Consider the following 23408-nt stretch of genomic DNA (forward strand, 5'->3'; position numbering starts at 1 on the left):
GCGACCACCTTCCCACACCGTTGCGACACGGGTCTCGCCACCTCGCCTCCCCGCAGCGAGGGTCGGTCCCGTCAGCGTCGGGTGACCGTGTGGAGCCCGTCGGCACCGCCGGCCACCACCGCGACGTCGCCGTCGCGATCGGTCCGCAGGACCCGGGCGCCGGCGGCCTCCAGGCCGCGCACGACCACCGACGACGGATGGCCGTAGTCGTTGTCCGCCCCGACGGAGACCAGTGCGACCTCCGGGCGCAGCCCGACCAGCCACGCGAGGTCCTGGTGGGAGCTGCCATGGTGCGGGACCTTGAGCACGTCGATGTCCAGCTCCCGCACCAAGGACGCCACCTCCGCCTGTCCGGGCGGCTCCAGGTCGCCGGTGAGCAGCATCCGCACGCCGGCCACCTCGACCAGGAGCACCACACTCGCGTCGTTGGCGGTGCTGCCGTCGCCGGGGCCGTCGACCGTCGCCGGCAGGTCCGGGTGGAGCACCTGCACGACCACGTCCCCGATGCGCCGCGTCACACCGTAGGGCGCCACCGCCACCGGGACGCCCGCCTCGTCCGCCGCCCGCCGGACCAGGTCGACGCCACCCGCCGGATCGGCCAGCGCCGTGGTCTCGACCCCGTCCACCCGGCGGCCGTCGAGGACCCCGGCCAGGCCGTCGACGTGGTCGGCATGGAAGTGGGTGAGCACGGCCAGCGGCACCCGCTCGACGCCCAGCCCGTCGAGACAGTCGTCGACCGCCCGTGGCTCGGGACCGGCGTCGACCACGATCGCCGTCCGCCTCCCGACCGACACGGCCAGCGCGTCACCCTGGCCGACGTCGCACGCGACGAGGACCCAGCCGGGCGGCGGCCAGCCACCCGTCACCGTCGACCAGAGCCGGCCCGGCACACCGAGAACGACCAGGAGCAGCAGGACGGCCAGGAGCGCCCCCGCCGTGCGGGACCGCACGAGCCGCGGCAGTACGACACCGACCGCCAGGCAGATCAGCGCCAGCACACCGACCGCGAGCGCACCGCTCCCCCAGTCGAGGGCGGCGCCGGGCAGGTCGGCGGCGTGCTCGGCGACGGCGATGATCCAGCCCACGCACCATCCGGCCGCGGTGCCGCACAGCCGGCCCGCCCACGGCCAGACGAGACCGACCAGTCCGCCGACCAGCCCGAGCACCGTGGCCGGCCCGACCGCCGGCCCGGCCAGCAGGTTGGCACCGATCGCCACCAGGCTCACCTCGCCGGACAGGCCGGCGATCACCGGGGTGCAGGCCAGCTGGGCGGCCGTCGGCACCGCGACCGCCTCCGCCAGGCCTCGCGGCAGCCAGCGGGCGAGCGCCCGCGCCAGCGGTGGACCGAGCAGCACGATCCCCGCGGTGGCGAGCACCGACAGGGCGAACCCGGCGGCGACCGCGAGACCGGGCTGGACCAGCACCAGGCCGGCCACGGCGACTCCCAGGGCCCGCAGCCCACGGCGCCGTCCGTCCGGGCCGAACGCGAACAGCCCGACCGTCCCCATCACCGCTGCCCGGAGCACACTCGGCTCGGTGCGGGCAAGCAGCACGAACCCGGCGATGCCCGCCAGACCGACCACGGTCAGCCAGCGCCGGCGGACCCCCAGCGCCCGGGCGAGCAGCAACAGCGAGCCGACCACGAGAGTCAGGTTGGTGCCGCTCACCGCCGTCAGGTGGGTGAGACCGGTGGTCCGGAAGTCCTGCTCCACCTCCTCCGGCAGCCCGGCGTCGTCGCCGTCCACGAGCGCCGGGACCAGACCCGCCTGGTCGGGTGGTCGGTGCTCCACCGCGCGCCGGATCGAGGCACGGACGGCCGCCGAGGCACGCCACCAGACATCGGGGCCGCGGATCCGGACCGGGGCGCGGGCGCCGACGAGCAGCGCCACGGTCCCGGGATCGTCCGAGGCGGCGAGACGCCCCTCGGCGAGCACCCGCTCGCCGAGGCCGATCCGGGTCCAGCCCGGGTCACCGATGACCACGATCGCGCCGCCGGTGCGCAGGCGATGACCGCGCGCGGTCACCTCTCGCACCCGGATCCGGACCACCGCCTGGGGGCCGGAGCGCCCCTCGATCGCGCGCGGGTCGGACGCCACCGTCCCGACGATGTCGGCCGTGGCGCGCTCGGCCGCGAGATCGTGGAGCGGCGACCCGCGGACCGCGTCGTGGCGCAGCACGGTGCCGGTGACGGCCGCCGTGGCGACGAGCAGCGCGGCGCCGGCCAGTCTCACGACACCGGGCGACAGTCGGCCCGCGAGCACTCCGACGACGCCGACCAGGAGGGCGACCCCGGCGTAGGCGGTGGCGCCGACACCCTGCGCGGCGATGCCGCCCAGCCAGGCTGCCGCGCCCAGCGCTGGCATCCGCAGGTCCGGCATCCGCAGATCCGGGCTCCGCAGGACCGGAGTGGGTTCCTTGCCGGTCCGCGCGGACTCGACGATCGCGGCGGGAGCCGGCGCCACCTCGATCACACCGTCACATGAGGGGTGATCTGGGCGAGGGTCTTGTCGCCGATGCCGTCGACCTCGAGCAGCTCATCGACGCTGGTGAAGCCGCCGCGGGCCTCGCGCCACGCGATGATCGCCTGGGCGGTGACCGGCCCGACCTGGGGCAGCGACTCCAGCTCGGCCAGACCGGCGGTGTTGAGATTGACCAGCGGTCCGGCCGGGCCACCGCCGCCGGCCCCCGGGCTCCCGGAGGGCACCGTGGCTGCCGGCGCACCGACCACGACCTGCTCCCCGTCGACGAGGACGCGGGCGAGGTTGAGCGGGGTCAGGTCGACCCCCTTGCGGGCACCGCCGGCCGCCTCGACCGCGTCGGTGACCCGCGCCCCCGCGTCGAGGACGACGATGCCGGGCCGGCGCACCTTCCCCGCGACGTCGACCGTGACGGTCGCCGGTGCCGACGCGGCGGCCGCCGATCCCGTCGGCGGTGTCGGGGCGGCCGATGAGCCCGGCTCGGGCGGGAGGGTGGTGACGAGGGGGTCGGCCGGCGCGGCGGACACGGGCGCGAGCGGTCCGGGCCGGTCCCGCAGCACCCACCAGGTCGTGACGGCGAGTCCGAGGGCGACCGCGATGGCGACGACGGCGACCTGGGGCATCCCGAGGGCGGGCAGCCGATCGGCGACGGAGGGCACCACGGCCCGCGGCCGTGGTCGTCGGCCCCGGCGCCGGGCCGCATGACGTCCCGGCAGCGGCAGCGCCGGCACCTCCCCGACCTCCACCTCGCGCACCGGGACCGCCGGGTCCACCGGGTGCGCCGGGTCCGGCGGCGCCGGGGCGGCCACCCGGGTGTGGTCCGCCCACCACGGCTCTGCCGTCTCCTCTGCCGGCTCGTCGGCCGCCTCCGGTGACGGCGTCGACCGGGCGACCCCCAGGTCCGCCGCGATCAGCGCCAGGCGGCGCGCGGCGGCATCGGCACCGGGCGGATCGGGGCGGGCGGCAGGGCGTCGGACGGGCATGACGGCACGCTAGGTGCCGCGACCGGCGACCCCTCCGGAGACCCGGTCACCTGTGGACGGTCCGCAGGTGGATCCGGCCTGGGGACGAACGAGGTCGCCTGTCGTGACTGTTGGGGCTGGAGCGACCCGCTCGGCCCGGCTCAACGGCGGCCGCCGGCACGCTCCGCCGGTCAGCTCAGGACCGGCGCCACACAGATCGCCAGCATGCCGGGACCGACGTGGGCGCCGAGCACCCCGCCGAGCTCGACGCAGCGCACCGGCTCACCGGACCGCGCGGGGACCAGTCGCTCACCGACCTGCTCGACCAGGCGGGCCGCCATCGCCTCCGCACGCTCCGCGGCGGCCAGATGGGCGACGCACACCTCGACCTGCCGCTCCCCGGCCGCCTCGATCGCGAGCGCCTCGAGCCGGGCGATCGCCTTGGCCGCGGTGCGGACCTTCGCCTGCGGCGAGATCACGCCGTCGACGATGCCGAGCAACGGCTTGACCGCCAGCGCACCACCGAACACGGCCGCCGCGGCGCCGACCCGGCCGCCGCGACGCAGGTGCTCCAGGGTGTCGACGTAGAACAGCGACGTCGCCACCGCGGCTCGCTGCCGGGCGGCCTCGGCCGCCTCGGCCGCCGTGCCCCCGGCCTCGATCACGTCGAGGGCGGACTCGACGGCGTACCCCGTCGCGACGCCGACCTGCCGGGAGTCGACGCAGGTCACCGGGACCGGCGCCGCGCGGGAGGCGACGAGCGCGGACTCGAAGGTGCCGCTGACCTCTGCGGACAGGTGCACCGACACGATCTCGGTCGCGCCCTCGGCGGCGAGCCGCGCGTAGAGGTCGGCGAACACCGCCGGCGAGGCCCTCGACGTGCTGACGGCGCGCTTCTCCTTCAGCGCCACCGCGAGCCGCTCGGGCGTGACCTCCTCGGCACCCTCGTCGTAGACGTCGTCGTCGATGACCACCTGCAGCGGGACCACGTGCACCCCACTGGCCTCGGCGACCTCCGCCGGGACGGTCGAGGTGGAGTCGGTGACCACGACGATCGACATGCGCAGAGGCTATCGCTAGGCGCCCGTCCAGGGACGCTGCCGGACCCCGGCCGCTACAGTCGCGCCATGGCGACGATCAAGGCGCAGCCGGACGACACCACGCTGCTGGTGTTCGACGGCCAGGTGCTGGAGATGTTCGGCCGCGTCGACGCCCACCGCATCCACGTCTGGCAGCAGCCGGTGCTGGAGCTGCGCGACGGCAAGCGCCCACAGGCACGGATCCGGTGCGAGATCGGCACCGAGTACACCTTCCCGTTCGACACCCACCGCCGCGCCGAGCTCGAGGCCCTCGCGGCCGCGCTGGCCGACGCCGACGGCACCGGCAGCACCGGCAGCACCGACGTCGACTGACCCGCGGCGCGCCGATCTGCTCAGACGACGATGTTGACGAGCTTCGGCGCGCGCACGATCACCTTGCGGACCTCGCGGCCGTCGATCGCCTTCACCACGGCCGGGTCGGCGAGCGCCGCTGCCTCCAGGTCGGCCTCGCTGATGTCGGGCGAGACCTCCAGCCGGCCGCGCACCTTGCCCTGGATCTGGACGACGGCGGTGACGGCGTCATCGACCAGCAGCTCGGGCTCCACGCCCGGCCACGGCGCCTGGGCGACGGACGGCTGGTGGCCCAGGCGCTCCCACATCTCCTCGGCCGTGTAGGGCGCGACCACCGACAGCAGGATCGCGACGGTCTCGGCCGCCTCGCGGACCGCCGGGTCGGCCGGACCGCAGCCCGAGTCGATGGCCTTGCGAGTGGCGTTGACCAGCTCCATCACGCGGGCGACGACCACGTTGAACCGGTACGACTCCAGCAGCTGGGCGGCCTCGTGCACCGTCTTGTGGGTGACCTTGCGCAGTGCGACGTCACCGTCGGCGGCAGGCGCACCGGGCGCCGAGGTCACGTCGCCGGCCAGGCGCCAGGCGCGCTGCAGGAACTTCGCCGAGCCGGCCGGCGAGACGTCGGCCCAGTCGACGTTGTCCTCGGGCGGGCTCGCGAAGACCAGCGTCAGCCGGATCGCGTCGACGCCGTACTCGGCAAGTTGTCCCCCCAGACTGACGCCGTTGCCCAGCGACTTGCTCATCTTGCGGCCGTTGTTGATGACCTTGCCCTGCGACAGGTACGCCGAGAACGGCTCGTCCCAGTCGATCAGGCCCATGTCGCGCAGCACCTTGGTGAAGAACCGCGCGTAGAGCAGGTGCAGGACGGCGTGCTCGTCGCCGCCGATGTAGAGGTCGATCGGCCCCCACGCCTCGGCCAGCGCGGGGTCGAACGCCTGGGTGCTGTCGTGGGCCGACAGGTAGCGGAAGAAGTACCACGACGAGTCGACGAAGGTGTCCATCGTGTCGGTGTCGCGGGTTGCGGGCCCACCGCACCGCGGGCAGCTGACGTTGACCCACTCGGTCGCCGCGCCCAGCGGGGAGGTGCCCTTGGGCTTCAGGTCGGCACCGCGCAGCTCGGGCAGCTCGACCGGCAGCTGGTCCTCGGGGACCGGGACCTCGCCGTCGACCGGGCAGTGGATGATGGGGATGGGCGCGCCCCAGTAGCGCTGGCGCGACAGCAGCCAGTCGCGCAGCCGGAAGTTCACCGTGCCGTCGCCGCTGCCCTGCTCGGCCAGGTAGGCGATGGTCGCGCTCTTGGCCTCGGCGACGGGCAGCCCGTTGATGTCGAGACCGGAGGTGATGCCGGGGGCCGGCGAGTTGATCGCCGGGCCCTCACCCGAGAAGGCCTCGCCGTCCCAGTCGGCCGGCGGCTGCGTGGTGCGCAGGATCGGCAGGCCGAACGTGGTGGCGAACTCCCAGTCGCGCTGGTCGCCGCCGGGGACGCCCATGACGGCGCCGGTGCCGTAGTCGGCCAGCACGTAGTCGGTCGCCCACACCGGCAGCTTCTCGCCGGTCAGCGGGTTGGTCGCGTGGACGCCCAGGAAGACGCCCGTCTTGGGCCGGTCGGTGGCCAGCCGGTCGATGTCACTGGCCTTGCGGATCTCGTCGCGGTAGGCCTCGAAGTCGGCGCGGTGCTCGTCGGTGACCAGCTCCTCGGCCAGCTTGGCGTCGACGGCGACGACCATGAACGTCGTACCGAAGAGGGTGTCGGGCCGCGTGGTGAACACGGTGACCGGCTCGTGGTTCTCGACGTCGAAGGTGACGTGGGCACCCTCGGAGCGGCCGATCCAGTTGCGCTGGGCGTTGACGACCTTGCCGATCCACGACCCCTGCAGGTCGTCGAGGCAGTCGTAGAGCTCCTGGGCGTACTCGGTGGTCTTGAAGTACCACTGGGTCAGCTCACGCTTGGTGACCACGGCGCCGCAGCGCTCGCAGGTGCCGTCGGCGAGCACCTGCTCGTTGGCCAGCACGGTCTGGTCGTTGGGGCACCAGTTGACCGGTGAGTTCTTGCGGTAGGCCAGGCCCTTCTCCCGGAACTTCAGGAACAGCCACTGGGTCCACTTGTAGTACTCGGGGTCCGAGGTGTGCAGCCGGCGGGACCAGTCGAAGCTGACGCCGTAGCGCTTCATCGACGCGTACTGCGTCTCGATGTTGGCGTAGGTGTACGCCGCGGGGTGCTCGTCGTTCTTGATCGCGGCGTTCTCGGCGGGCAGGCCGAAGGAGTCCCAGCCCATCGGGTTGAGGACCTCGTAGCCGCGCAGCCGCCAGTAGCGCGAGATCACGTCATGGATGGCGAAGACCTCGGCGTGACCCATGTGCAGGTCTCCGCTCGGGTAGGGGAACATCGTCAGCGCGTAGCGCTTCTCCTTGGTCCCCGAGGTCACCGCCGCGTCGTCGGCACGGAAGAGGTCGAGCGACTCCCAGACCGGCAGCCACTTCTCCTCGACGGCGTGGACGTCGTAGTGGACGTCGTTCTCGCTGCTCATCTCAACTCTCTCGTCTCGGTCCGGCACCCCGTTGTCGCGCAGACCACGCTCCGGACATGCAAAAGCCCCTCGCCAGGGAGGGGCCGCCGCGTCGACCGGTCTGGTCGCCGACGCGGCTAGGTAAGGAGCAGGATCATCCGCACACGGTCATGCTACTCCTCTGCCGGTCCACACCCGCCACGGCGCCGCACGGACCGGCGTACGGCGACCGTCTCACTCGGGGCGGTCCTCCGGACCCGCGGACCCGCGGGCCCACGCCGCCCACAGGCGGGCGTAGACACCCTGCGCAGCCGTGAGCTCCTCGGGCGTGCCCAGCTCGACCAGTCGGCCGTCCTCCATGACGGCGATCCGGTCGCACCGTGCGGCCTGGCTGAGCCGGTGGGCCACGATGATCGTCGTGCGGCCGGTGGTGGCCCGCTCGATCGCGTCCTCGAGCTGACGGGCGCCGGCGCTGCCGGCCTCCGCCGTCGCCTCGTCGAGGACGACGACAGGCGGGTCGGCGAGCACGAGCCGGGCCAGGGCGACCTCCTGGGCCTGGAGCGCGGTGAGCGGGTGTCCCCCGGCACCGATGGACGTGTCGATCCCGTCGGGCAGCGCGGCGACCCAGGCCCGCGCGCCGACCAGGTCGAGCGCAGCGACGAGGTCGTCGTCGCTCGCGTCGGGCGCGACCAGGAGCAGGTCCTCACGCAGGCTGCCGCGGAAGAGATGCACGTCCTGGGTCACCAGCGCGGCCGTGTGCCGCAACACCTCCGGTGACAGCTCGGCCGTCGTCGCGCCGCCCAGCCACACCGTGCCGTCGGTCGGCAGCCGCAGCCCGGTCACGAGCGCGCCGAGCGTGCTCTTGCCGGCACCGCTCGCCCCCACGACGGCCAGCCGCTCCCCGGGCGCGATCTCGAGCGAGAGGTCGTGGATGACCGGGTGGTCCCGGTGATAGCCGAACCCGACCCCCTTGAAGGCCACGGAGCGGTCGGCGACCGCGACCTCGCCCGGCGGCACCGACCGGCGCGGCACCTCGAGGACACCGACGAGGCGGCCGAGGCCGGCGGCGGCCGACTGCACGTCCTCCAGCAGGGCCAGCACGATGTTGATCGGGTTGAAGAGCCGGATGAACATGAGCGCAGCCGCCGTCGCCGCGCCGGCCGTCACGGCGTCACGCGCCACGAGCCAGCCGCCGACGGCGAGGATCGCGCCGGTGCCGACGTACTCGGCGAGGTTGAGGCGCTGGAAGAACACGGTCCGCATCCGCACCGCGTCCAGGCGCAGTCCCCGCGTCGTCATCGCGCGGCGACGGACGGTGTCGCGGTGCCGCTCCCCGAGCCCGAGTGCACGCACCGTTCCGCTGGCCTGGACCGACTCGAGGATCTGTTGCACCTCGGCACCCTCGGCGCGCGACAGGGAGCGATAGGTCGGGCCGGCGAGACGCAGGTAGCCACGGGTGGCCCACACCTGGATGGGTACGGCGAGCAGCGCGGCCAGCGCGAACCGGTAGTCGACGACGGCCAGGCCCACCAGGCTCAGGACGAGGGTGATGGCGGCGCCACCGAACCTGCTGAGGACGGCCCGCACGACGTCGGCGAGCGCCCGGACGTCCTGGCTGACCCGGGCGAGGAGATCGCCGGTGCCGGAGTCCTCCACGACGCCGTACTCCAGATGCAGGGCGTGGTCGAGCACCTCCTCGCGCAGCTCGGCGACCGCGGGCTCGCCGACGCGGGCGATGAGCAGCTCGGCCACCAGGCCGGCGACACCGGCGAGCGCGGCCAGCGCCACCAGGGCGACGACCGGTCCGACCACGGAACCGCCGTCGGCGCCGGGCGCGAACACGTCGTCGACGACCCGGCCGATCACGACGGGGACGGCAATGCCGGCAGCGGCGGCGACGACCATCATCAGCACGGCGCCGAGGGCGAGCCCGGCCCGCGGGCGCATGATCCGGCGCAGCACGCGCAGCGTGGCCCGGCCGGAGGCGACGCCGATCAGGGCGGTGATGGGCTCGCTCGTCGGGGCCGTCATCGCAGCACCGCCGTTGCGTAGCCCGCGTGGTCCAGCAGCGCGTGGTGGGTGTCCGCGGGCAGACCGTCGGTCAGCCACACGACCTCGTCGCAGGCGTCCAGCAGCACGGGGCTGGTGGTGAGCACCACGGTCGTCAGACCCGCGCGGAGGGCAGTCATCCGCTCGGCCACGAGTGCCTCGGTGACCGAGTCGACGGCGCTGGTCGGCTCGTGCAGGACGAGCGCCGGGGGCTGCAGGGCGAGTGCCCGGGCGAGGCCGACCCGCTGGCGCTGACCGCCGGAGAGCAGGTGACCGCCCTCCCCGACCTCGGCGTCGAGACCGCCCGGCAGCACCTCGATGACGTCGGTGACGGCGGCCGCCTCGAGCGCGGCCTCCACCGCGGCCGGCTCCCGCCCGGCACCGTCGACGTTCGCGGCGAGGGTGCCGGTGAACAGCCGCACGTCGTGCGGGGCGACGACCAGCGTCGCGCGCAGGGCGGCCGGGTCGGCGGCGCTCAGGGGCAGGTCGCCCAGACGCGTCAGGTCCCCGTCGGGGCGAGGCTCGCCGGTCAGCGCGGCCGCCAGGCGCTCGAGCTGCTCGGGGCTGCCGACGACGCCCGTCGTCGCGCCGGCCCGCAGCCGCAGGGTCTGGCCGGCCAGGCCGACCACCACGCCGTCCACGTCGATGGGCTGCGGGTGCGACGGCACGGCCCTGTCGCCGTACGCCGGCGGGGTGGTCACGAGGACCCCCGCGACCCGCGCCGCCGCCGCCCGCACGGTCGCCAGCTCCGCGAAGGTGTAGGCCACCATCTGCAGCGGCCCGGCGAGGAACTGGGCCAGGCCCAGTGCCGCGACCAGCGCGCCGAGACTCAGCTGCCCGTCGAGGGCGAGCGCGCCGGCGACGGCGACCGTCACCGCGACCAGCAGGGCCGGAGCAAGGGCAGCCAGCGCCTCGAACCCGGCGTTCGCGCGGGCGCTGCGCAGCGAGGCGATCAGGGCGCGACCACTCACCAGGCGGAAGCGCCGGCTCGCGGCGTCCTCCGCCGAGAGCCCCTTGAGGACCCGGAGGCCGGTGAGCAGGTCCGAGGCCGCGTCGGCCGCCTCGGCACCGGCCCGGCGGTCCGCGATGATCCGCCGCTCCAGGATCGCGGAGACCCGGTGCAGCAGGAACGCGACCACGACGACGCCGACCACGACGACGACGCCGACCACGAGGTGGATCCGCAGCAGGGCGACGACGGCGACGACCATGCCCGCCAAGCCGGCGGCGAACATCTGCAGCACCCCCGAGGTCTCCGCAACCGCCCGGACGTCGGAGGACGCGACCTCGGCGAGACCACCGGAGCCGGCCTCATGCGAGCCCACACCGCGGACGTCGAGCAGGTGGGCGGCGACCCGGCCACGCAGGGCGACCTCGGCGTCGGCGACCACCCGCGTCGCCGTCCGGTCGAAGCAGAAGTAGGAGAAGGACAGCAGCGCGAAGGTCGCGCCGAGCACGACCAGCCACAGCAGCAGAGCCTGGTCGTCCCGGGCGCTGACCCCGCGGTCGAGCGCGAGGCCGACGACGACGGGGACGAGCGCCTCCCCCGACTGGTGGCCGATCGCGCACACCGTCGCGAGCGTCACCCGCCACGGTTGGGCGGTCACGGCATCGCGCAGCAGGCCACGGGCCTCGGGGGTGGTCGGCTCAGACATCGCTGCCCAGCGGGAGGGCGAGCGGCGCGCCGGAGACCGGGGCAGAGCAGAACGTCAGGTCCTGTGCTTCGAGGGTCATCGGGTCTCCTTGCGTGCCTGGACGAGCAGCACCCGGGCCAGGCAGGCGCCCATCGCTGCCGAGGGAACCCTACGGACACCGGCCGACCGGTTCAGCCGCCGGGCCAGCCGGGGCCGGGACCCGACGAGCAGGACCGCGACCAGGACCAGGGCGAGCAGCGTCCGGCCGATCCCGCGCAGGTCGTTCCTCACAGCCCGAGCTCGGCCAGCCGAGCCTCGTACTCGTCCTCCAGATCCTCCTCGTCGCCGCCCTTCTCCCAGATGGCGTCGAGGGCGGCACGGGTGTCCGCGCCGAGGCCGTCGTAGCGCTCCCGCCACTTCTCGGCGTCCTCGATCCAGTACCCCACGGTCTTGTACGCCGCCGCGGGCAGCCGCAGCTCGTGACGCAGGTGCTTGCGCACGCCGCGCAGCACCTTCGACTCGCCCGCGACCCAGACGTAGCCGACGCCCTCGGGCCGCGGCAGCGCCCGCACGATCTCCTCGAGCCGGCTCGGCGCGTGGCCGTTGCCGCCGTGGACCCACACGACCTCGAGGCCGGGCCGGGCTCGGACGTCGATCTCGTGCTCCGGCCCGGGGACCTCCAGCACCAGCCGGGTCGCCGCGGTGGTGGTCTCGGCCAGGCGCACCGCGGCCGGCAGGCCGGCGTAGTCGGCGATCAGCACCTGCCAGTCCAGCCCCGCTGGCGGACCGTAGAGGGCGGTCGGCGTGTTGAGCCCGATCACCTGGCCGGGCGTGGCCTGGCGCGCCCACGTGGCGGCCACGCCGCCCTCGTGGACGACGAAGTCGACGGTCAGTCGCCGTGCCTGGGCGTCCCAGTGGCGCACCGTGTAGGTCCGGAGCCGGTCGAGGTCGATCGAGCCGTAGTCGAGGTTGCCGTCGACGATGCCCGGGAGCTGCGGTCGCCGGTCGGGGTCGGTCGGGAAGAGCAGTCGGATGTACTCGTCGCCGACCCCCGTCGACCGGTAGCCGGCGAGCCCCTCGCCGCCGAACACGACACGCCGCATGCCGGCGGTCAGGTCGACCGCGTCGAGCACCTCGGCGTGATGCACCGCCATCTCCACGTCGGTCCCGCTCACTTCGCCTCCTTGCCGCTGCGATTAGGCAAGGCACACCTTAGTGAGGTCGGGAGACCTGTGTCCTGCGGGTCCACATCGCGGCCGGCGTCGGCGACCCACTACCGTGCGGGCCATGACCGTTACCGACCTGTTCCGCCTCGACGGCAAGGTCGCCGTCGTCACCGGCGCCAGCTCCGGCCTGGGCGTCGACTTCGCCAAGGCCCTGGCCGAGGCCGGCGCCGACGTCGCTCTCGGCGCCCGGCGTGTCGACCGGCTCGCCGACACCGCCGCCCTCGTCGAGGCCGCCGGCCGCCGCGCCCTCGGCGTCGCGACCGACGTCGCCGACCCCGCGTCCTGCCAGGCCCTCGTCGACGCCGCCGTCGCCGAGTTCGGCAAGGTGGACATCCTCGTCAACAACGCCGGCATCGGCACCGCCGTGCCCGCGACCCGCGAGGCGCCGGACGAGTTCCGACAGGTCATCGACATCAACCTCAACGGCAGCTACTGGATGGCCCAGGCCTGCGGCCGGGTGATGGCGCCGGGCTCGAGCATCATCAACATCTCCTCGGTCCTCGGCATCACCACCGCCGGGCTCCCCCAGGCGGCGTACGCCGCGTCCAAGGCGGGCGTCATCGGCCTGACCCGCGACCTCGCGCAGCAGTGGACGGGCCGCAAGGGCATCCGGGTCAACGCCATCGCTCCGGGGTTCTTCGCCTCCGAGATGACCGACAGCTACCCGCCGGGCTATCTCGACGCGCAGAAGCAGCGGATCCCGGCCGGCCGCAAGGGCGACGCCCGCGAGCTGGCCGCGACGCTCGTCTTCCTCGCCTCGGACGCCGCCGGCTACATCACCGGGCAGACGCTCGCCGTCGACGGCGGACTCACCATCACCTGACCCGTCGCAGACTGAGCCCGGGAATGCACCGACCCGGCGCAGATTGAATTCGTGCGGATTCAATCTGCGCCGGGTCGGCGCGGATTCGGGTTCAGTCTGCGACGGGTCAGCGGGCCTTGAAGGCCACCACGACGGAGGGGCGCGGGAAGGCGTCGGTGTGGGGCCAGGTGCTGGCCTGATTCTCGAAGGTGGCCCCGTCGATCTCGCCGGGGTGCTGCACTGCGACGAACAGCGACCGGTCGTCGTCGGTGACCAGCGGACCGCAGGCCTCGGCACCCTTGGGCACGGTGCAGAACTGCTGCACCTGACCGCGGTTCGGACCGGAGACGGGCACCCGGAAGACACCGTCGTTGCTGCCGAGGACGTTGCCGTCGGTGGAGATCCACAGGTTCCCGGCCGAGTCGAAGGCGACGTTGTCGGGACAGCTGATCGGGCTGACCTTCGACTTGTCGAACCCGCCGAACCAGGTCTCCGGCGCGGCCGGATCACCGCAGACCAGGAACAGGTCCCAGGTGAAGGTGGTTGCCGCGTGGTCGCCACCCCCGGGCGTCATCTCCAGGACGTAGCCGTTGCGGTTGCCACTGGCGTTGGTCAACGGAGCGCCGATGCTGGCACGGACCTGCGAGCCGGCCAGCGGGTTGGCCTCGTCGACCGGCATCGCCGCGTTGCCACGGTTGGAGTTGTTGGTGAGAGCGGCATAGACCTTGCCGTTGACCGGGTTCGGCTCGACGTCCTCGGGCCGGTCCATCTTGGTCGGGGCGACCTTGTCCGCGGCCAGGCGGGTGAACAGCAGTACGTCGGCGACCGACATGCCGGGCACGAAGGACTCCGTCTCGGTGGCCAGCGGGATCCAGGTGCCGGTGCCGTCGAACCGGCCGTCCTCGGTGCCGTCGCCGACCAGCCGGGCGACGTAGAGCGTGCCCGTGGTGAGCAGCTCGAGGTTCCTCGCCCGGGCCGCTCTCGTCCCGCTGGCGTCGTACCTGCCGGCGGAGACGAACTTGTAGAGGTAGTCGCCGCGCTCGTCGTCGCCCATGTAGGCCACGGCGTGCCCGTCGGTCGAGATCGCGATATTGGCGCCCTCGTGCTTGAACCGGCCGAGCATCGTGTGCTTGCGCGGCGTGGACCTCGGTTCGTAAGGGTCGATCTCGACGATCCAGCCGAAGCGGTGCGGCTCGTGCGGCTCCTTCGACAGGTCGAAGCGCGGGTCGACGCTGCTCCAGCCCTTGCCCGAGCCGTTGATGCCGTAGCGGGCGTACTCGGCGGCGTAGCGGGAGTCGAGGCCGGCACCCTTGTCGAAGTACTGGTTGAAGTTCTCCTCCCCCGAGAGGACGGTGCCCCACGGGGTGCTGCCGCCGGCACAGTTGTTGAGCGTGCCGAGGACGCTCGTGCCCGCCGGGTCGGCGGAGGTCCGCACCCGGGCGTCGCCGGCGACCGGGCCGGTGAGCTCGAAGGTGGTGGCGTCGTGGATGCGACGGTTCTGCTTCGCGTGGCCCAGGCCGGCGCGCTTCCACGAGCCGGCCCGGTTGTGCCGGCGCAGCTTCACCACGGACATGCCGTGGCTGGCGATCGCGATCCGCTTGATCTCGTCGGCGGAGTAGGCGCCCGTCGGGAACATCAGGTTCTCGTCGGTGTACTCGTGGTTGACCACGAGCAGAGCCTCGTCGCCGTCGAGGGGCAGCAGGCCCACGTAGTCGCAGTTGTAGCCGAACTGCCGGCGCGCGGACGCGACCGACTGGGCGTGCGGGTCGAACTCGGGCGCCCCCTTGACGACGGGGTCGCCCCACCGGATGACGACGTCGTGGTCGAAGCCCTTGGCGGTGACGAACGCGTCGCGCTTGTTGGGCTCCACCGGCACGAAGGCCGCCTGACCGAGCGCGCCGTGCCCGGTGGGACCGCCTGGCCGGCGCGGCGCCTGGGTCGCCGCGGCAGCGAGACCACCCGACTGGACGACGCCGCCGACGATGAGCGCGCCGGCGGTGAGGGTGCCGCCGCGAAGGAAGCTGCGCCGTCCGACGGCCTTGGCGATCTCGTCGCGGACGTGGCCGTGAGCGGTGGGGTTGGGCTCCGGCTGGTCGCAGGCATTGCCGCACCGGAAGAAGCAGGTCATGTGGGAGCGCGAGCCGTGCCGGTTCCCCTCAGGGACGACGGCGAGCAACAGGCGGTTCTCGGGGCGCACGGAGGTCATGGTGGTAGGCGACCAGAGGCCGGTGAACATCGCCCGACCCGCCGGTGACCCACCAGTGAAGTGACGACTCCAGGTGACCCGACACTCGGCCGGACCGGCATGATCAGCCGCATGGACCCACGGTCTGCGGGCTCCCCCCGTGAGGTGGCGACCGTCTTCCTCCGGCTCGGGCTGATCGCCTTCGGCGGCCCGGCCGCGCACGTGGCCCTGATGCGCGAGGAGCTGGTCCGCCGGCGCGGTTGGGTGAGCGACCAGCGCTTCGCCGACCTGATGGGCGCCACGAACCTGATCCCCGGCCCCAACTCGACCGAGCTCGCGATCCACCTCGGCCACGACCGTGCCCGCTGGCGCGGTCTCGTCGTCGCGGGCGTCTGCTTCATCCTGCCCGCAGCCCTGATGGTCGGCGTACTGGCCTGGGCCTACGTGGAGTACGGCGACACGCCTGCCATCGGGTCCGTCCTGTACGGCGTGGTGCCGGTCGTCGTCGCGATCGTCGTCTGGGCATTGGTCGGCCTGGGCCGGACGGTCCTCGCCTCACGCTGGCTGGCGCTGCTGGCGGCGGCCGCCCTCGCGGCGTACCTGTGGGGGGCGCCGGAGCTCGCCGTGCTCTTCGCGGGCGCCGCGGTCGCCGCGCTGGTCCACGGCGCTCGCGCGCTGGCGCGCCGCGGCGGTCACGCGCTGCTCGGCCTCCCCCTGCTCGCCCTGACGACGACCCCGGACGGCCGGCTGACCGAGCTGTTCTGGACGATGCTCAAGATCGGCGCGGTGCTCTACGGCAGCGGCTACGTGCTGATCGCCTTCCTTGAGGGCGACTTCGTCGACCGGCTCGGCTGGGTCACCCAGCAGCAGCTGCTCGACGCCGTGTCGATCGGCCAGGTGACGCCGGGACCGGTGTTCACGACCGCGACCTTCCTCGGGTACGTCGTCGCGGGACTGCCGGGTGCGGTCATCGCGACGGTCGCGATCTTCCTGCCGTCGTTCGTGTTCGTCGGTCTGCTGACCCGGCTGACCGACTGGCTGCGCGCACGGGCCTGGACCTCGGCGCTCCTCGACGGTCTCAACGCCACCGCCCTGGCCCTGATGGCCGGTGTCGCCCTTCAGCTGGGCCGCACCGGACTGGTCGACGTCGTCGCCGTCGTCCTGGCGATCGGCACGCTCGTGCTGCTGTGGCGCACGCGGCTCAACAGCGCCTGGTTCATCGCGGCGGGCGCGGCGGTCGGCGTGGGCCGCTACTTCACCGGGTGATGACTGGTCATCGAGATCCGGTTGAAGGTGTTCATGGTCAGCGCGACCCAGGCGACCGCGGCGAAGGCGTCGTCGCCGAGCACGGTCCGGCTCTCCGCCTCGGTGCGCCGGCGCCGATCCGGATCGGGCAGCAGCGTGACCGACTCGGCGAGCGCGAGTGCCGCCCGCTCCTGCACGGTGAACAGGTCGGTCTCCGACCAGGCCGGCAGGAGAGCGAGACGCCGCTCCGACTCCCCCGCCCGCACGGCCCGCCGCTGGTGCAGGTCGATGCAGAAGGCGCAGCCGTTGATCTGCGAGACCCGCATGTTGACCAGCTCGACGAGGATCCGGTCGAGGCCGGCGGCCTCCGCCGCGACGCCGGCCTCGCGGGCGAGATCGGTCGCGGCGGCGTACGCGGCGGGAACGGCCTTGTCGAGGTAGAGGGGCGCGCTCACCGGCTCACGCCACGGGGTCGTTGATGTCGTCGTAGTCGGGGTGCTTGGTGAGCCACTTCGCGACGTAGGGACAGTGCGCGATGATCCGCTTGCCCTGCGCCCGGACGTCGGCCACCGCCATCGCCACCAGCTCGCCCGCGAGCCCCCGGCCGCCGTACGCGTCGTCGACCTCGGTGTGCACGAAGTCGACGTGCACGTCGTCGGGGAGGCGGTACTGCGTGAAGCCCGCGAGCGTCTCGCCGTCGCGGATCTCGTAGCGGTGCTTGTCGGGCGCGTGGACGTAGGCGATGCCGCTGTTGTCGGATGCGTCGGTCATGGGCACATCCTGCCGGGCACCCCCGGAAAAGACACGGAGGCCGTCCCGAGCGGGACGGCCTCCGGTCGATCAGCGTGGGGCGATGCTCAGCGCAGGTCCCAGCGGTCGGCGTCCATGACCTTCGTCCAGGCGGCGACGAAGTCGCGGACGAACTTCTCCTGGGCGTCGTCGCTGGCGTACACCTCGGCCACGGCACGGAGCTCGGAGTTCGAGCCGAACACCAGGTCGTTGCGGCTGCCGGTCCACGTCGTGCCGGACTCGGTCGTGCCCCGGAAGACCTCTTCCGAGGCGTCGGTGGCGGTCCAGGTGGTGCCGAGGTCGAGCAGGTTGACGAAGAAGTCGTTCGTCAGCACGCCCGGCCGGTCGGTGAGCACGCCGAGGTCCGAGCCGTCCCAGTTGGTGCCGAGCACCCGGAGGCCGCCGATGAGGGCGGTGAGCTCCGGCGCGCTGACGCCCAGCAGGTTGGCCCGGTCGACGAGCGCGAACTCGCTCGGGTACTTGCTCGACTTCGGCAGGTAGTTGCGGAAGCCGTCGGCCTTGGGCTCGAGGTAGCCGAACGACTCGACGTCGGTCTGCTCCTGCGTGGCGTCGCCGCGACCCGTGGTGGTCGTGACGGTGACGTTCACGCCCGCCGCGGCGGCGGCCTGCTCGACACCCACGGAGCCGGCGATCACGATCGTGTCGGCCAGCGAGGCACCGTGGGCGGTCGCGATCTCCTGCAGCGTCGTCAGGATCGGCGCGAGCTCGGCCGGGCGGTTGATCGCCCAGGACCGCTGGGGCTCCAGGGCGATCCGCGCGCCGTTGGCGCCGCCGCGCTTGTCGGAGCTGCGGTACGTCGACGCGGAGGCCCACGCCGTCGAGACGAGCTGCGACACGGACAGGCCGGCCTCGGCGATCGCGTTCTTGAGCCCGGTCACCTGGGCGTCGGTGAGCGCGGTGCCGGCGGGGATCGGGTCCTGCCAGACGAAGTCCTCGGCCGGGACGTCGGCGCCGAGGTAGCGCGACTTCGGGCCCATGTCACGGTGGGTCAGCTTGAACCACGCGCGGCCGTAGGCGTCGGTGAAGGCGTCCTGGTCGTCCTTGAACCGCAGCGAGATCTCCCGCATCTCCGGGTCCTCGCGCAGCGCGATGTCGGAGGTCAGCATGCGCGGCTCGCGCTTCCCGTCGCCGAACGACTCGGGGACCAGGTCCGCGCCGCCGTTGTTCTTCGGCCGCCACTGCTGCGCGCCGGCGGGCGACTTGAAGAGCTCCCACTCGTAGCCGAACAGGATGTGGAAGAACTCGTTGTCCCAGCGGGTCGGGTGATAGGTCCAGGTGACCTCCAGGCCCGAGGTGATGGCGTCGATGCCCTTGCCCGAGGCGTGCGAGGAGCGCCAGCCCAGGCCCTGCTCCTCGATCGGGGCCGCCTCCGGCTCGGGGCCGACGGCCTCGGCCGGGCCGTTGCCGTGGGTCTTGCCGAAGGTGTGGCCACCGGCGATGAGCGCCACGGTCTCCTCGACCGTCATGCCCATCCGACCGAACGTGTCCTTGATGTCGACGGCCGACGCCAGCGGGTCGGGGTTGCCGTTGGGACCCTCGGGGTTGACGTAGATCAGGCCCATCTGGACGGCGGCGAGCGGGTCCTCGAGATCGCGCTCACCGGTGTAGCGCTCGTCCTCGAGCCACTCGGTCTCCGGGCCCCAGTAGACGTCCTCGTCGGCCTCCCAGACGTCGGGGCGACCGCCGCCGAAGCCGAAGATCGGGAAGCCCATGTCCTCCTGCGCGACGTTGCCGGCGAGGATCATCAGGTCGCCCCAGGACAGGGACTTGCCGTACTTCTTCTTGACCGGCCACAGCAGGCGGCGGGCCTTGTCGAGGTTGCCGTTGTCGGGCCAGGAGTTGGTCGGCGCGAAGCGCTGCTGACCATGGCCGGCACCGCCGCGACCGTCGGTGGCGCGGTAGGTGCCGGCGGCGTGCCACGCCATCCGCACGAAGAGCGGGCCGTAGTGACCGAAGTCGGCCGGCCAGAAGTCCTTGGAGTCGGTCAGCACGGCCTTGACGTCGGCCTTGACCTCGTCGAGGTCGAGCGCCAGGAAGGCGGCCTTGTAGTCGAACTCACCGCCGAACGGGTCGGCGACGGCCGGGTTCTTCGCGAGGATCCTCAGGTTCAGCTTGTTGGGCCACCACTGCTGGTTGGCCGAGCCCTGGGTCGGGTGGGTCAGACCATGCATGACCGGGCACTTGCCGGCCGCCTGCTGTGCGTCCTGCGGCTCCTCCGTGACGAGGGGCTCGGTGTGCTGGGTGTTGTCGGGCATCGGGAACCTTTCCGGGAACCTGTCGTACCTACTGGGGGCGGGATGTGCAGTCGGGGCAGAGGCCCCAATAGATGACCTCGGCCTCGTCGATCACGAAGCCGTGGGAGTCGGAGGCGGTCAGGCACGGCACGTGGCCGACCGCGCAGTCCACGTCGGCGATCTCGCCGCAGGAGCGGCAGACCACATGGTGGTGGTTGTCGCCGGTGCGGGTCTCGTAGCGCGCGACCGAGCCGGCCGGCTTGATGCTGCGCACGAGCCCGGCGCCGGTCAGTGTGTGCAGCGAGTCGTACACCGCCTGGTGGGACACCTCGGGCAGCAGCGCCCGCGCCGCCGCGATGATCGACTCGGTGTCCGCATGGGGATGCGCGTGCACCGCCTCGAGGACCGCCAGCCGGGGCCGGGTGACCCGGAGCGCGACGTCCCGCAGCTGCTTCTGGAAGTCGGGCCTGGGCATGTCCCCCAGCATGCCATCTTTCTTGAATCAGTCAAGATCTCGCGGGGTGTGTCGCGGTCCGAGGAGACTGTCGCGCCCGCGCGCCCGCGCGCCCGGTCGCGTCTCATGCCCCGACGACCGACAGGAGCTGCAGCCTGTCGTAGCTGTCGCTGCCGGGGACCGCGGTGTAGACGAGCAGCGCGTGCGACTGCTCGGGGTCGACCAGTCGCTGACAGGTCAGCTCGAGCGCGCCGACCTCGGGGTGCACGAAGTGCTTGACCTCGCGCGGACGTACGCCGATCTCGTGGGTGTCCCAGACCTGCCGGAACTCCTCGCTCTGGGCGAGAAGCAGCTTCGCGAGGTGGGCCGCGCGGGAGTCGGGGCCACGCAGCGCGATGATCTCGCGCAGCCCGGAGCAGTACAGCCGGGTCAGGAACGCGTGCTCCTCGGGCGCGTAGAGCCGTCGCGCCGCCGGATCGGCGAACCACCGGTATCCGATGCTGCGCTCGGGGCCCGCGTAGCGCGTCAGATCGCCGGTGAGGGCGACGCCCACGGGGGTCTGGCGCAAGGTCTCGCCGAGCTCGGTGACGATCTCCGCCGGGGTGTCGCTCAACCGGTCGAGAACCCGGAGCAGCCCGGGGCTGATGTGGTCGCCGCTGCCGCCACGGGCAGGTGGCTGCTGGCCCCCGACGCGGAACAGGTGGTCCCGCTCGTCAAGCGTGAGGTGCAGGCCCAGCGCGATCGACGCGAGCATCTGGCTCGAGGGCCGGGGGCCGCGCTCCCGCTCGAGTCGCGAGTAGTAGTCGACCGACATGTGGCACAGGAGCGCCACCTCCTCGCGCCGCAGGCCACGGGTCCGCCGGCGTGCGCCGCGAGGCAGCCCGACGTCCTCCGGTTGCAACGCCTCCCGGCGCGTGCGCAGGAACTCCGCCAGCTCGGCGCGATCGATCACAGGCGTCCCCTCCTCGATGTCAAGGTCGTTTGTACTCGACGCGAACGCCGTTATCCACGGATCGTCAGGCCGTGGCTGCGCGGCCGTGGTCGCGCGAGGATCGAGGGGATCACCGAAATCCGAACGAGGAGCACAGCGATGGCGCGTCGATCCGTCGATATCACGATTCCGAACCTGTCCGGCAGACGGGCGTTGGTGACGGGGGCCAGCGACGGGATGGGACTGGTGATCGCCACCCGCCTCGCCGCTGCCGGCGCCGAGGTCGTGATGCCCGTCCGGAATCTCCGCAAGGGCGAGGCCGCCATCGCGAGGATCCGCGAGGAGGTGCCCGGTGCGGACGTCTCACTGCGCGATCTCGACCTGTCGTCACTGGAGTCCGTCGCGGCCCTCGGCGAGACCCTGCGCGCGGAGGACCGGCCCATCCACGTGCTGATCAACAACGCGGGCGTGATGACGCCGCCGGACCGACAGGCCACTGCCGACGGCTTCGAGCTCCAGCTCGGCACCAACCATCTCGGCCACTTCGCTCTCGTCGGCCGGCTCCTGCCGCTGCTGCGGGCCGGGCGGGCACGGGTGACCTCCCAGGTCAGCATCGCCGCCCGGCGCGGCACCGTGAACTGGGACGACGTGAACTGGGAGCGGGGGTACGACGGGAACGCGGCCTACAGCCAGTCGAAGATCGCGTTCGGGCTGTTCGGCCTGGAGCTCGATCGCCGCAGCAGGGCCGGCGACTGGGGCATCACGAGCAACCTCGCCCACCCCGGCGTCGCGCCGACCAGCCTGCTGGCGTCGCGGCCCGAGATCGGCCGCACCTCGGACACCTCGATGGTGCGCGTCATCCGCTGGCTCTCCGCCCGCGGCATCCTCCTCGGCACCCCCGAGACCGCCGCCCTGCCCGCGCTGATGGCCGCCACGGCACCCGACGGGAGGGGCAGCGCGCTGTACGGCCCCCGTGGGCCCGGCCATCTCGGCGGCGCTCCCGCGGAGCAGGAGCTCTACCGACCGCTGCGCAGCGTCGAGGACGCCACGCGGGTCTGGCAGCTCTCCGAGGAGCTCACGGACACGGCCATCCCCGCTCGGTGACCCCGGATCCGGGTACGCCCTCCCCGTCGTTCCCGGCGACTGCCCTCGCGACGGTCGGGTACCGCCCGGGGCATGGACATGTCACCTGCCTGGCTGATCATCGGCGTGGTCGTCGCCGCCTTCATCGTCCTGGGCCTCGTCTGGGCATTCGTCGCCGACCGCCGGCGCAACGAGGATGTCGCCCACGACCCGGAGCGCTTCGACCCGGACGCCGACCGGGCCGACCACACACCGCCGCCCGACCTCGCCGACCCTGACCGAGAACGCCTCCACGTCGACCCGCGCCACCGCGGGCCGGGTGAGACCTGACCACGTCCCGCCAAGGACACGGCCGCTCCCGCCATCGGCGGGGCCGGCCGTGTGCCGTCGGGCAGGACGTCGGTTCGGGTCAGGCCTTCTTGGTGGCCCAGAAGATCTCGGCGATCTCGTCGATCTTGGCGAGGAGCTCGTCGGCCTTGGCCGGGTCGAGGGTGCCCTTGGTGCCGCTGGCGCCGGCGAGCTTGGTGGCCTCGTTGACCAGGGTGTGGAGCTGGGGGTAGGCCTCGAAGTGCGGGGGCTTGAAGTAGTCGGTCCACAGCACCCAGAGGTGGTGCTTGACGAGCTCGGAGCGCTGCTCCTTGATGAGGACGGCGCGGGTGCGGAAGTCGGGGTCGTCGCTGTCGAGGGCCTTGGCGATGACGGCCTTGATGGACTCGGCCTCGATGCGGGCCTGGGCGGGGTCGTAGACGCCGCAGGGCAGGTCGCAGTGGGCGGAGACCTCGACAGTGGGGGCGAACAGGCGCATGAGCGCTTTCCTCTCGGTTGGGTACCACGGTGCGGCCGGTGTGCCGCGGGACGGAAGGGCGGGGCTCAGCCCTCGACCGCGCGTAGCGCGCGACGGGCCCCCGGGAGCGGGGCGGGGGTCCAGTAGTCGCGGTCGTGGTGGACCAGCGGCGCCGCCGCGGCACCCGGCTCGACCCGGTCGACCTCGAGCAGCACCAGCCAGGAGCCGCCCGCCGGGATAACGCGTCCGGGCCGGCCGCGGAAGGTCGCGACGGCCTCCGGCAGCACCAGTCCGTCGTCGTCCCGGACCCAGCCCTGGGCCGCGGTGAAGCGCTCGGCCCGCCGGTCGGCGTACGCCATCGCGAGATCGGTCTGGGAGGCGGCGAGCAGGAACACCGACAGGGCATCGCAGCCGACGAGCTGTGGGCCCGCCGTACTGGTGCGCGCCAGGGAGAACGACAGCAGCGGCGGGGCGGCGCTGACCGACGCGACGCTCGACACGGTGGCGCCGACCGGGCCCTCCGCGGTCTCCCCCACCACGATCGCGACCCCCGCCGCGTGGCGGCGGAATCCGGCCTTGAACCGGTCGGCCAACGAATGCGAGACGACGTGCGTCATCGGCTCTCCCTTCA

The 23408-nt window shown here is 73.0% G+C and carries 21 protein-coding genes; 5 read left to right on the top strand and 16 right to left on the bottom strand.

Annotation, left to right across the window (positions count from 1 at the left end; all coding sequences use genetic code 11):
• Positions 1 to 71: 71 nt before the first annotated feature.
• The 3 genes from KVF89_RS07335 to KVF89_RS07345 all read right to left on the bottom strand — a co-directional run bounded on the left by KVF89_RS07335 (position 72) and on the right by KVF89_RS07345 (position 4500).
• A complete protein-coding gene (locus tag KVF89_RS07335; RefSeq protein WP_257424578.1) occupies positions 72 to 2471 on the bottom strand; it encodes a ComEC/Rec2 family competence protein in 2400 nt (799 codons plus the stop codon).
• Positions 2468 to 3460, bottom strand: coding sequence for a ComEA family DNA-binding protein (locus tag KVF89_RS07340; protein ID WP_257424579.1), 993 nt, complete (start codon positions 3458 to 3460; stop codon positions 2468 to 2470). The genes KVF89_RS07335 and KVF89_RS07340 overlap by 4 nt, the downstream gene beginning before the upstream one ends.
• A 170-nt stretch (positions 3461 to 3630) precedes the next feature.
• Positions 3631 to 4500, bottom strand: a complete 870-nt coding sequence (locus tag KVF89_RS07345; RefSeq protein ID WP_257424580.1) for a DegV family protein — start codon at positions 4498 to 4500, stop codon at positions 3631 to 3633.
• A 66-nt stretch (positions 4501 to 4566) separates the two neighbouring features.
• On the opposite strand from KVF89_RS07345, the gene KVF89_RS07350 reads away from it, so the two are divergent.
• Positions 4567 to 4851: a hypothetical protein gene (locus KVF89_RS07350; protein ID WP_257424581.1), complete on the top strand. Its 285-nt coding sequence runs from the start codon at positions 4567 to 4569 to the stop codon at positions 4849 to 4851.
• Positions 4852 to 4871: 20 nt separating this feature from the next.
• On the opposite strand, the gene leuS is transcribed toward KVF89_RS07350, so the two are convergent.
• The 5 genes from leuS to KVF89_RS07375 all read right to left on the bottom strand — a co-directional run bounded on the left by leuS (position 4872) and on the right by KVF89_RS07375 (position 12198).
• Entirely contained in the window at positions 4872 to 7361 is a 2490-nt protein-coding gene (gene leuS / locus KVF89_RS07355; RefSeq protein ID WP_257424582.1) for a leucine--tRNA ligase, read from the bottom strand.
• A gap of 213 nt (positions 7362 to 7574) precedes the next feature.
• Positions 7575 to 9371 carry an ABC transporter ATP-binding protein gene (locus tag KVF89_RS07360; protein WP_257424583.1) on the bottom strand — a complete coding sequence of 599 codons (1797 nt, stop codon included), beginning with the start codon at positions 9369 to 9371 and terminating at the stop codon, positions 7575 to 7577.
• The gene (locus KVF89_RS07365) at positions 9368 to 11044 is read right to left on the bottom strand and encodes an ABC transporter transmembrane domain-containing protein (RefSeq protein WP_257424584.1); all 1677 of its coding nucleotides are present in this window, start codon (positions 11042 to 11044) and stop codon (positions 9368 to 9370) included. Before KVF89_RS07365 ends, KVF89_RS07360 begins: the two co-directional genes overlap by 4 nt.
• A gap of 75 nt (positions 11045 to 11119) precedes the next feature.
• The gene (locus KVF89_RS07370) at positions 11120 to 11314 is read right to left on the bottom strand and encodes a hypothetical protein (RefSeq protein ID WP_257424585.1); all 195 of its coding nucleotides are present in this window, start codon (positions 11312 to 11314) and stop codon (positions 11120 to 11122) included.
• A complete protein-coding gene (locus tag KVF89_RS07375; RefSeq protein WP_257424586.1) occupies positions 11311 to 12198 on the bottom strand; it encodes a siderophore-interacting protein in 888 nt (295 codons plus the stop codon). The genes KVF89_RS07370 and KVF89_RS07375 overlap by 4 nt, the downstream gene beginning before the upstream one ends.
• A 112-nt stretch (positions 12199 to 12310) precedes the next feature.
• On the opposite strand from KVF89_RS07375, the gene KVF89_RS07380 reads away from it, so the two are divergent.
• Positions 12311 to 13072: an SDR family NAD(P)-dependent oxidoreductase gene (locus tag KVF89_RS07380; protein WP_257424587.1), complete on the top strand. Its 762-nt coding sequence runs from the start codon at positions 12311 to 12313 to the stop codon at positions 13070 to 13072.
• A 106-nt stretch (positions 13073 to 13178) separates the two neighbouring features.
• Here KVF89_RS07380 and KVF89_RS07385 read toward each other — a convergent pair whose 3' ends face one another.
• A complete protein-coding gene (locus KVF89_RS07385; protein WP_257424588.1) occupies positions 13179 to 15257 on the bottom strand; it encodes a PhoX family protein in 2079 nt (692 codons plus the stop codon).
• A 111-nt stretch (positions 15258 to 15368) separates the two neighbouring features.
• Here KVF89_RS07385 and chrA point away from each other — a divergent pair, with 111 nt between their 5' ends.
• Positions 15369 to 16502 carry a chromate efflux transporter gene (gene chrA, locus KVF89_RS07390; RefSeq protein ID WP_257424589.1) on the top strand — a complete coding sequence of 378 codons (1134 nt, stop codon included), beginning with the start codon at positions 15369 to 15371 and terminating at the stop codon, positions 16500 to 16502.
• Here the strand turns inward: chrA and KVF89_RS07395 are convergent.
• The 5 genes from KVF89_RS07395 to KVF89_RS07415 form a co-directional block, all read right to left on the bottom strand.
• On the bottom strand, positions 16487 to 16936 hold the full coding sequence (locus tag KVF89_RS07395; RefSeq protein WP_257424590.1) for a carboxymuconolactone decarboxylase family protein: 450 nt from the start codon (positions 16934 to 16936) through the stop codon (positions 16487 to 16489). The two genes, chrA and KVF89_RS07395, sit on opposite strands and share 16 nt — an antisense overlap.
• A 4-nt stretch (positions 16937 to 16940) precedes the next feature.
• Positions 16941 to 17252, bottom strand: a complete 312-nt coding sequence (locus KVF89_RS07400; protein ID WP_257424591.1) for a GNAT family N-acetyltransferase — start codon at positions 17250 to 17252, stop codon at positions 16941 to 16943.
• An 86-nt stretch (positions 17253 to 17338) separates the two neighbouring features.
• A complete protein-coding gene (katG, locus tag KVF89_RS07405; RefSeq protein ID WP_257424592.1) occupies positions 17339 to 19546 on the bottom strand; it encodes a catalase/peroxidase HPI in 2208 nt (735 codons plus the stop codon).
• Between the two features lie 28 nt (positions 19547 to 19574).
• Positions 19575 to 20000 carry a Fur family transcriptional regulator gene (locus KVF89_RS07410; protein WP_257424593.1) on the bottom strand — a complete coding sequence of 142 codons (426 nt, stop codon included), beginning with the start codon at positions 19998 to 20000 and terminating at the stop codon, positions 19575 to 19577.
• A gap of 103 nt (positions 20001 to 20103) precedes the next feature.
• Positions 20104 to 20931 (bottom strand): helix-turn-helix transcriptional regulator, encoded by an 828-nt coding sequence (locus KVF89_RS07415; RefSeq protein WP_257424594.1) that lies wholly within the window; start codon positions 20929 to 20931, stop codon positions 20104 to 20106.
• 138 nt (positions 20932 to 21069) lie between these two features.
• On the opposite strand from KVF89_RS07415, the gene KVF89_RS07420 reads away from it, so the two are divergent.
• Both KVF89_RS07420 and KVF89_RS07425 read left to right on the top strand, forming a co-directional pair.
• A complete protein-coding gene (locus KVF89_RS07420) occupies positions 21070 to 22014 on the top strand; it encodes an SDR family oxidoreductase (protein ID WP_257424595.1) in 945 nt (314 codons plus the stop codon).
• A 72-nt stretch (positions 22015 to 22086) separates the two neighbouring features.
• Positions 22087 to 22323 carry a hypothetical protein gene (locus tag KVF89_RS07425; RefSeq protein WP_257424596.1) on the top strand — a complete coding sequence of 79 codons (237 nt, stop codon included), beginning with the start codon at positions 22087 to 22089 and terminating at the stop codon, positions 22321 to 22323.
• A gap of 79 nt (positions 22324 to 22402) precedes the next feature.
• On the opposite strand, the gene sodN is transcribed toward KVF89_RS07425, so the two are convergent.
• Entirely contained in the window at positions 22403 to 22798 is a 396-nt protein-coding gene (sodN, locus tag KVF89_RS07430) for a superoxide dismutase, Ni (protein WP_257424597.1), read from the bottom strand.
• 65 nt (positions 22799 to 22863) lie between these two features.
• The gene (locus KVF89_RS07435) at positions 22864 to 23394 is read right to left on the bottom strand and encodes a flavin reductase family protein (protein ID WP_257424598.1); all 531 of its coding nucleotides are present in this window, start codon (positions 23392 to 23394) and stop codon (positions 22864 to 22866) included.
• Positions 23395 to 23408 lie beyond the last annotated feature (14 nt).

This window comes from Nocardioides carbamazepini (assembly GCF_024614185.1).
GTDB classification, from domain to species: Bacteria; Actinomycetota; Actinomycetes; order Propionibacteriales; family Nocardioidaceae; genus Nocardioides; species Nocardioides carbamazepini.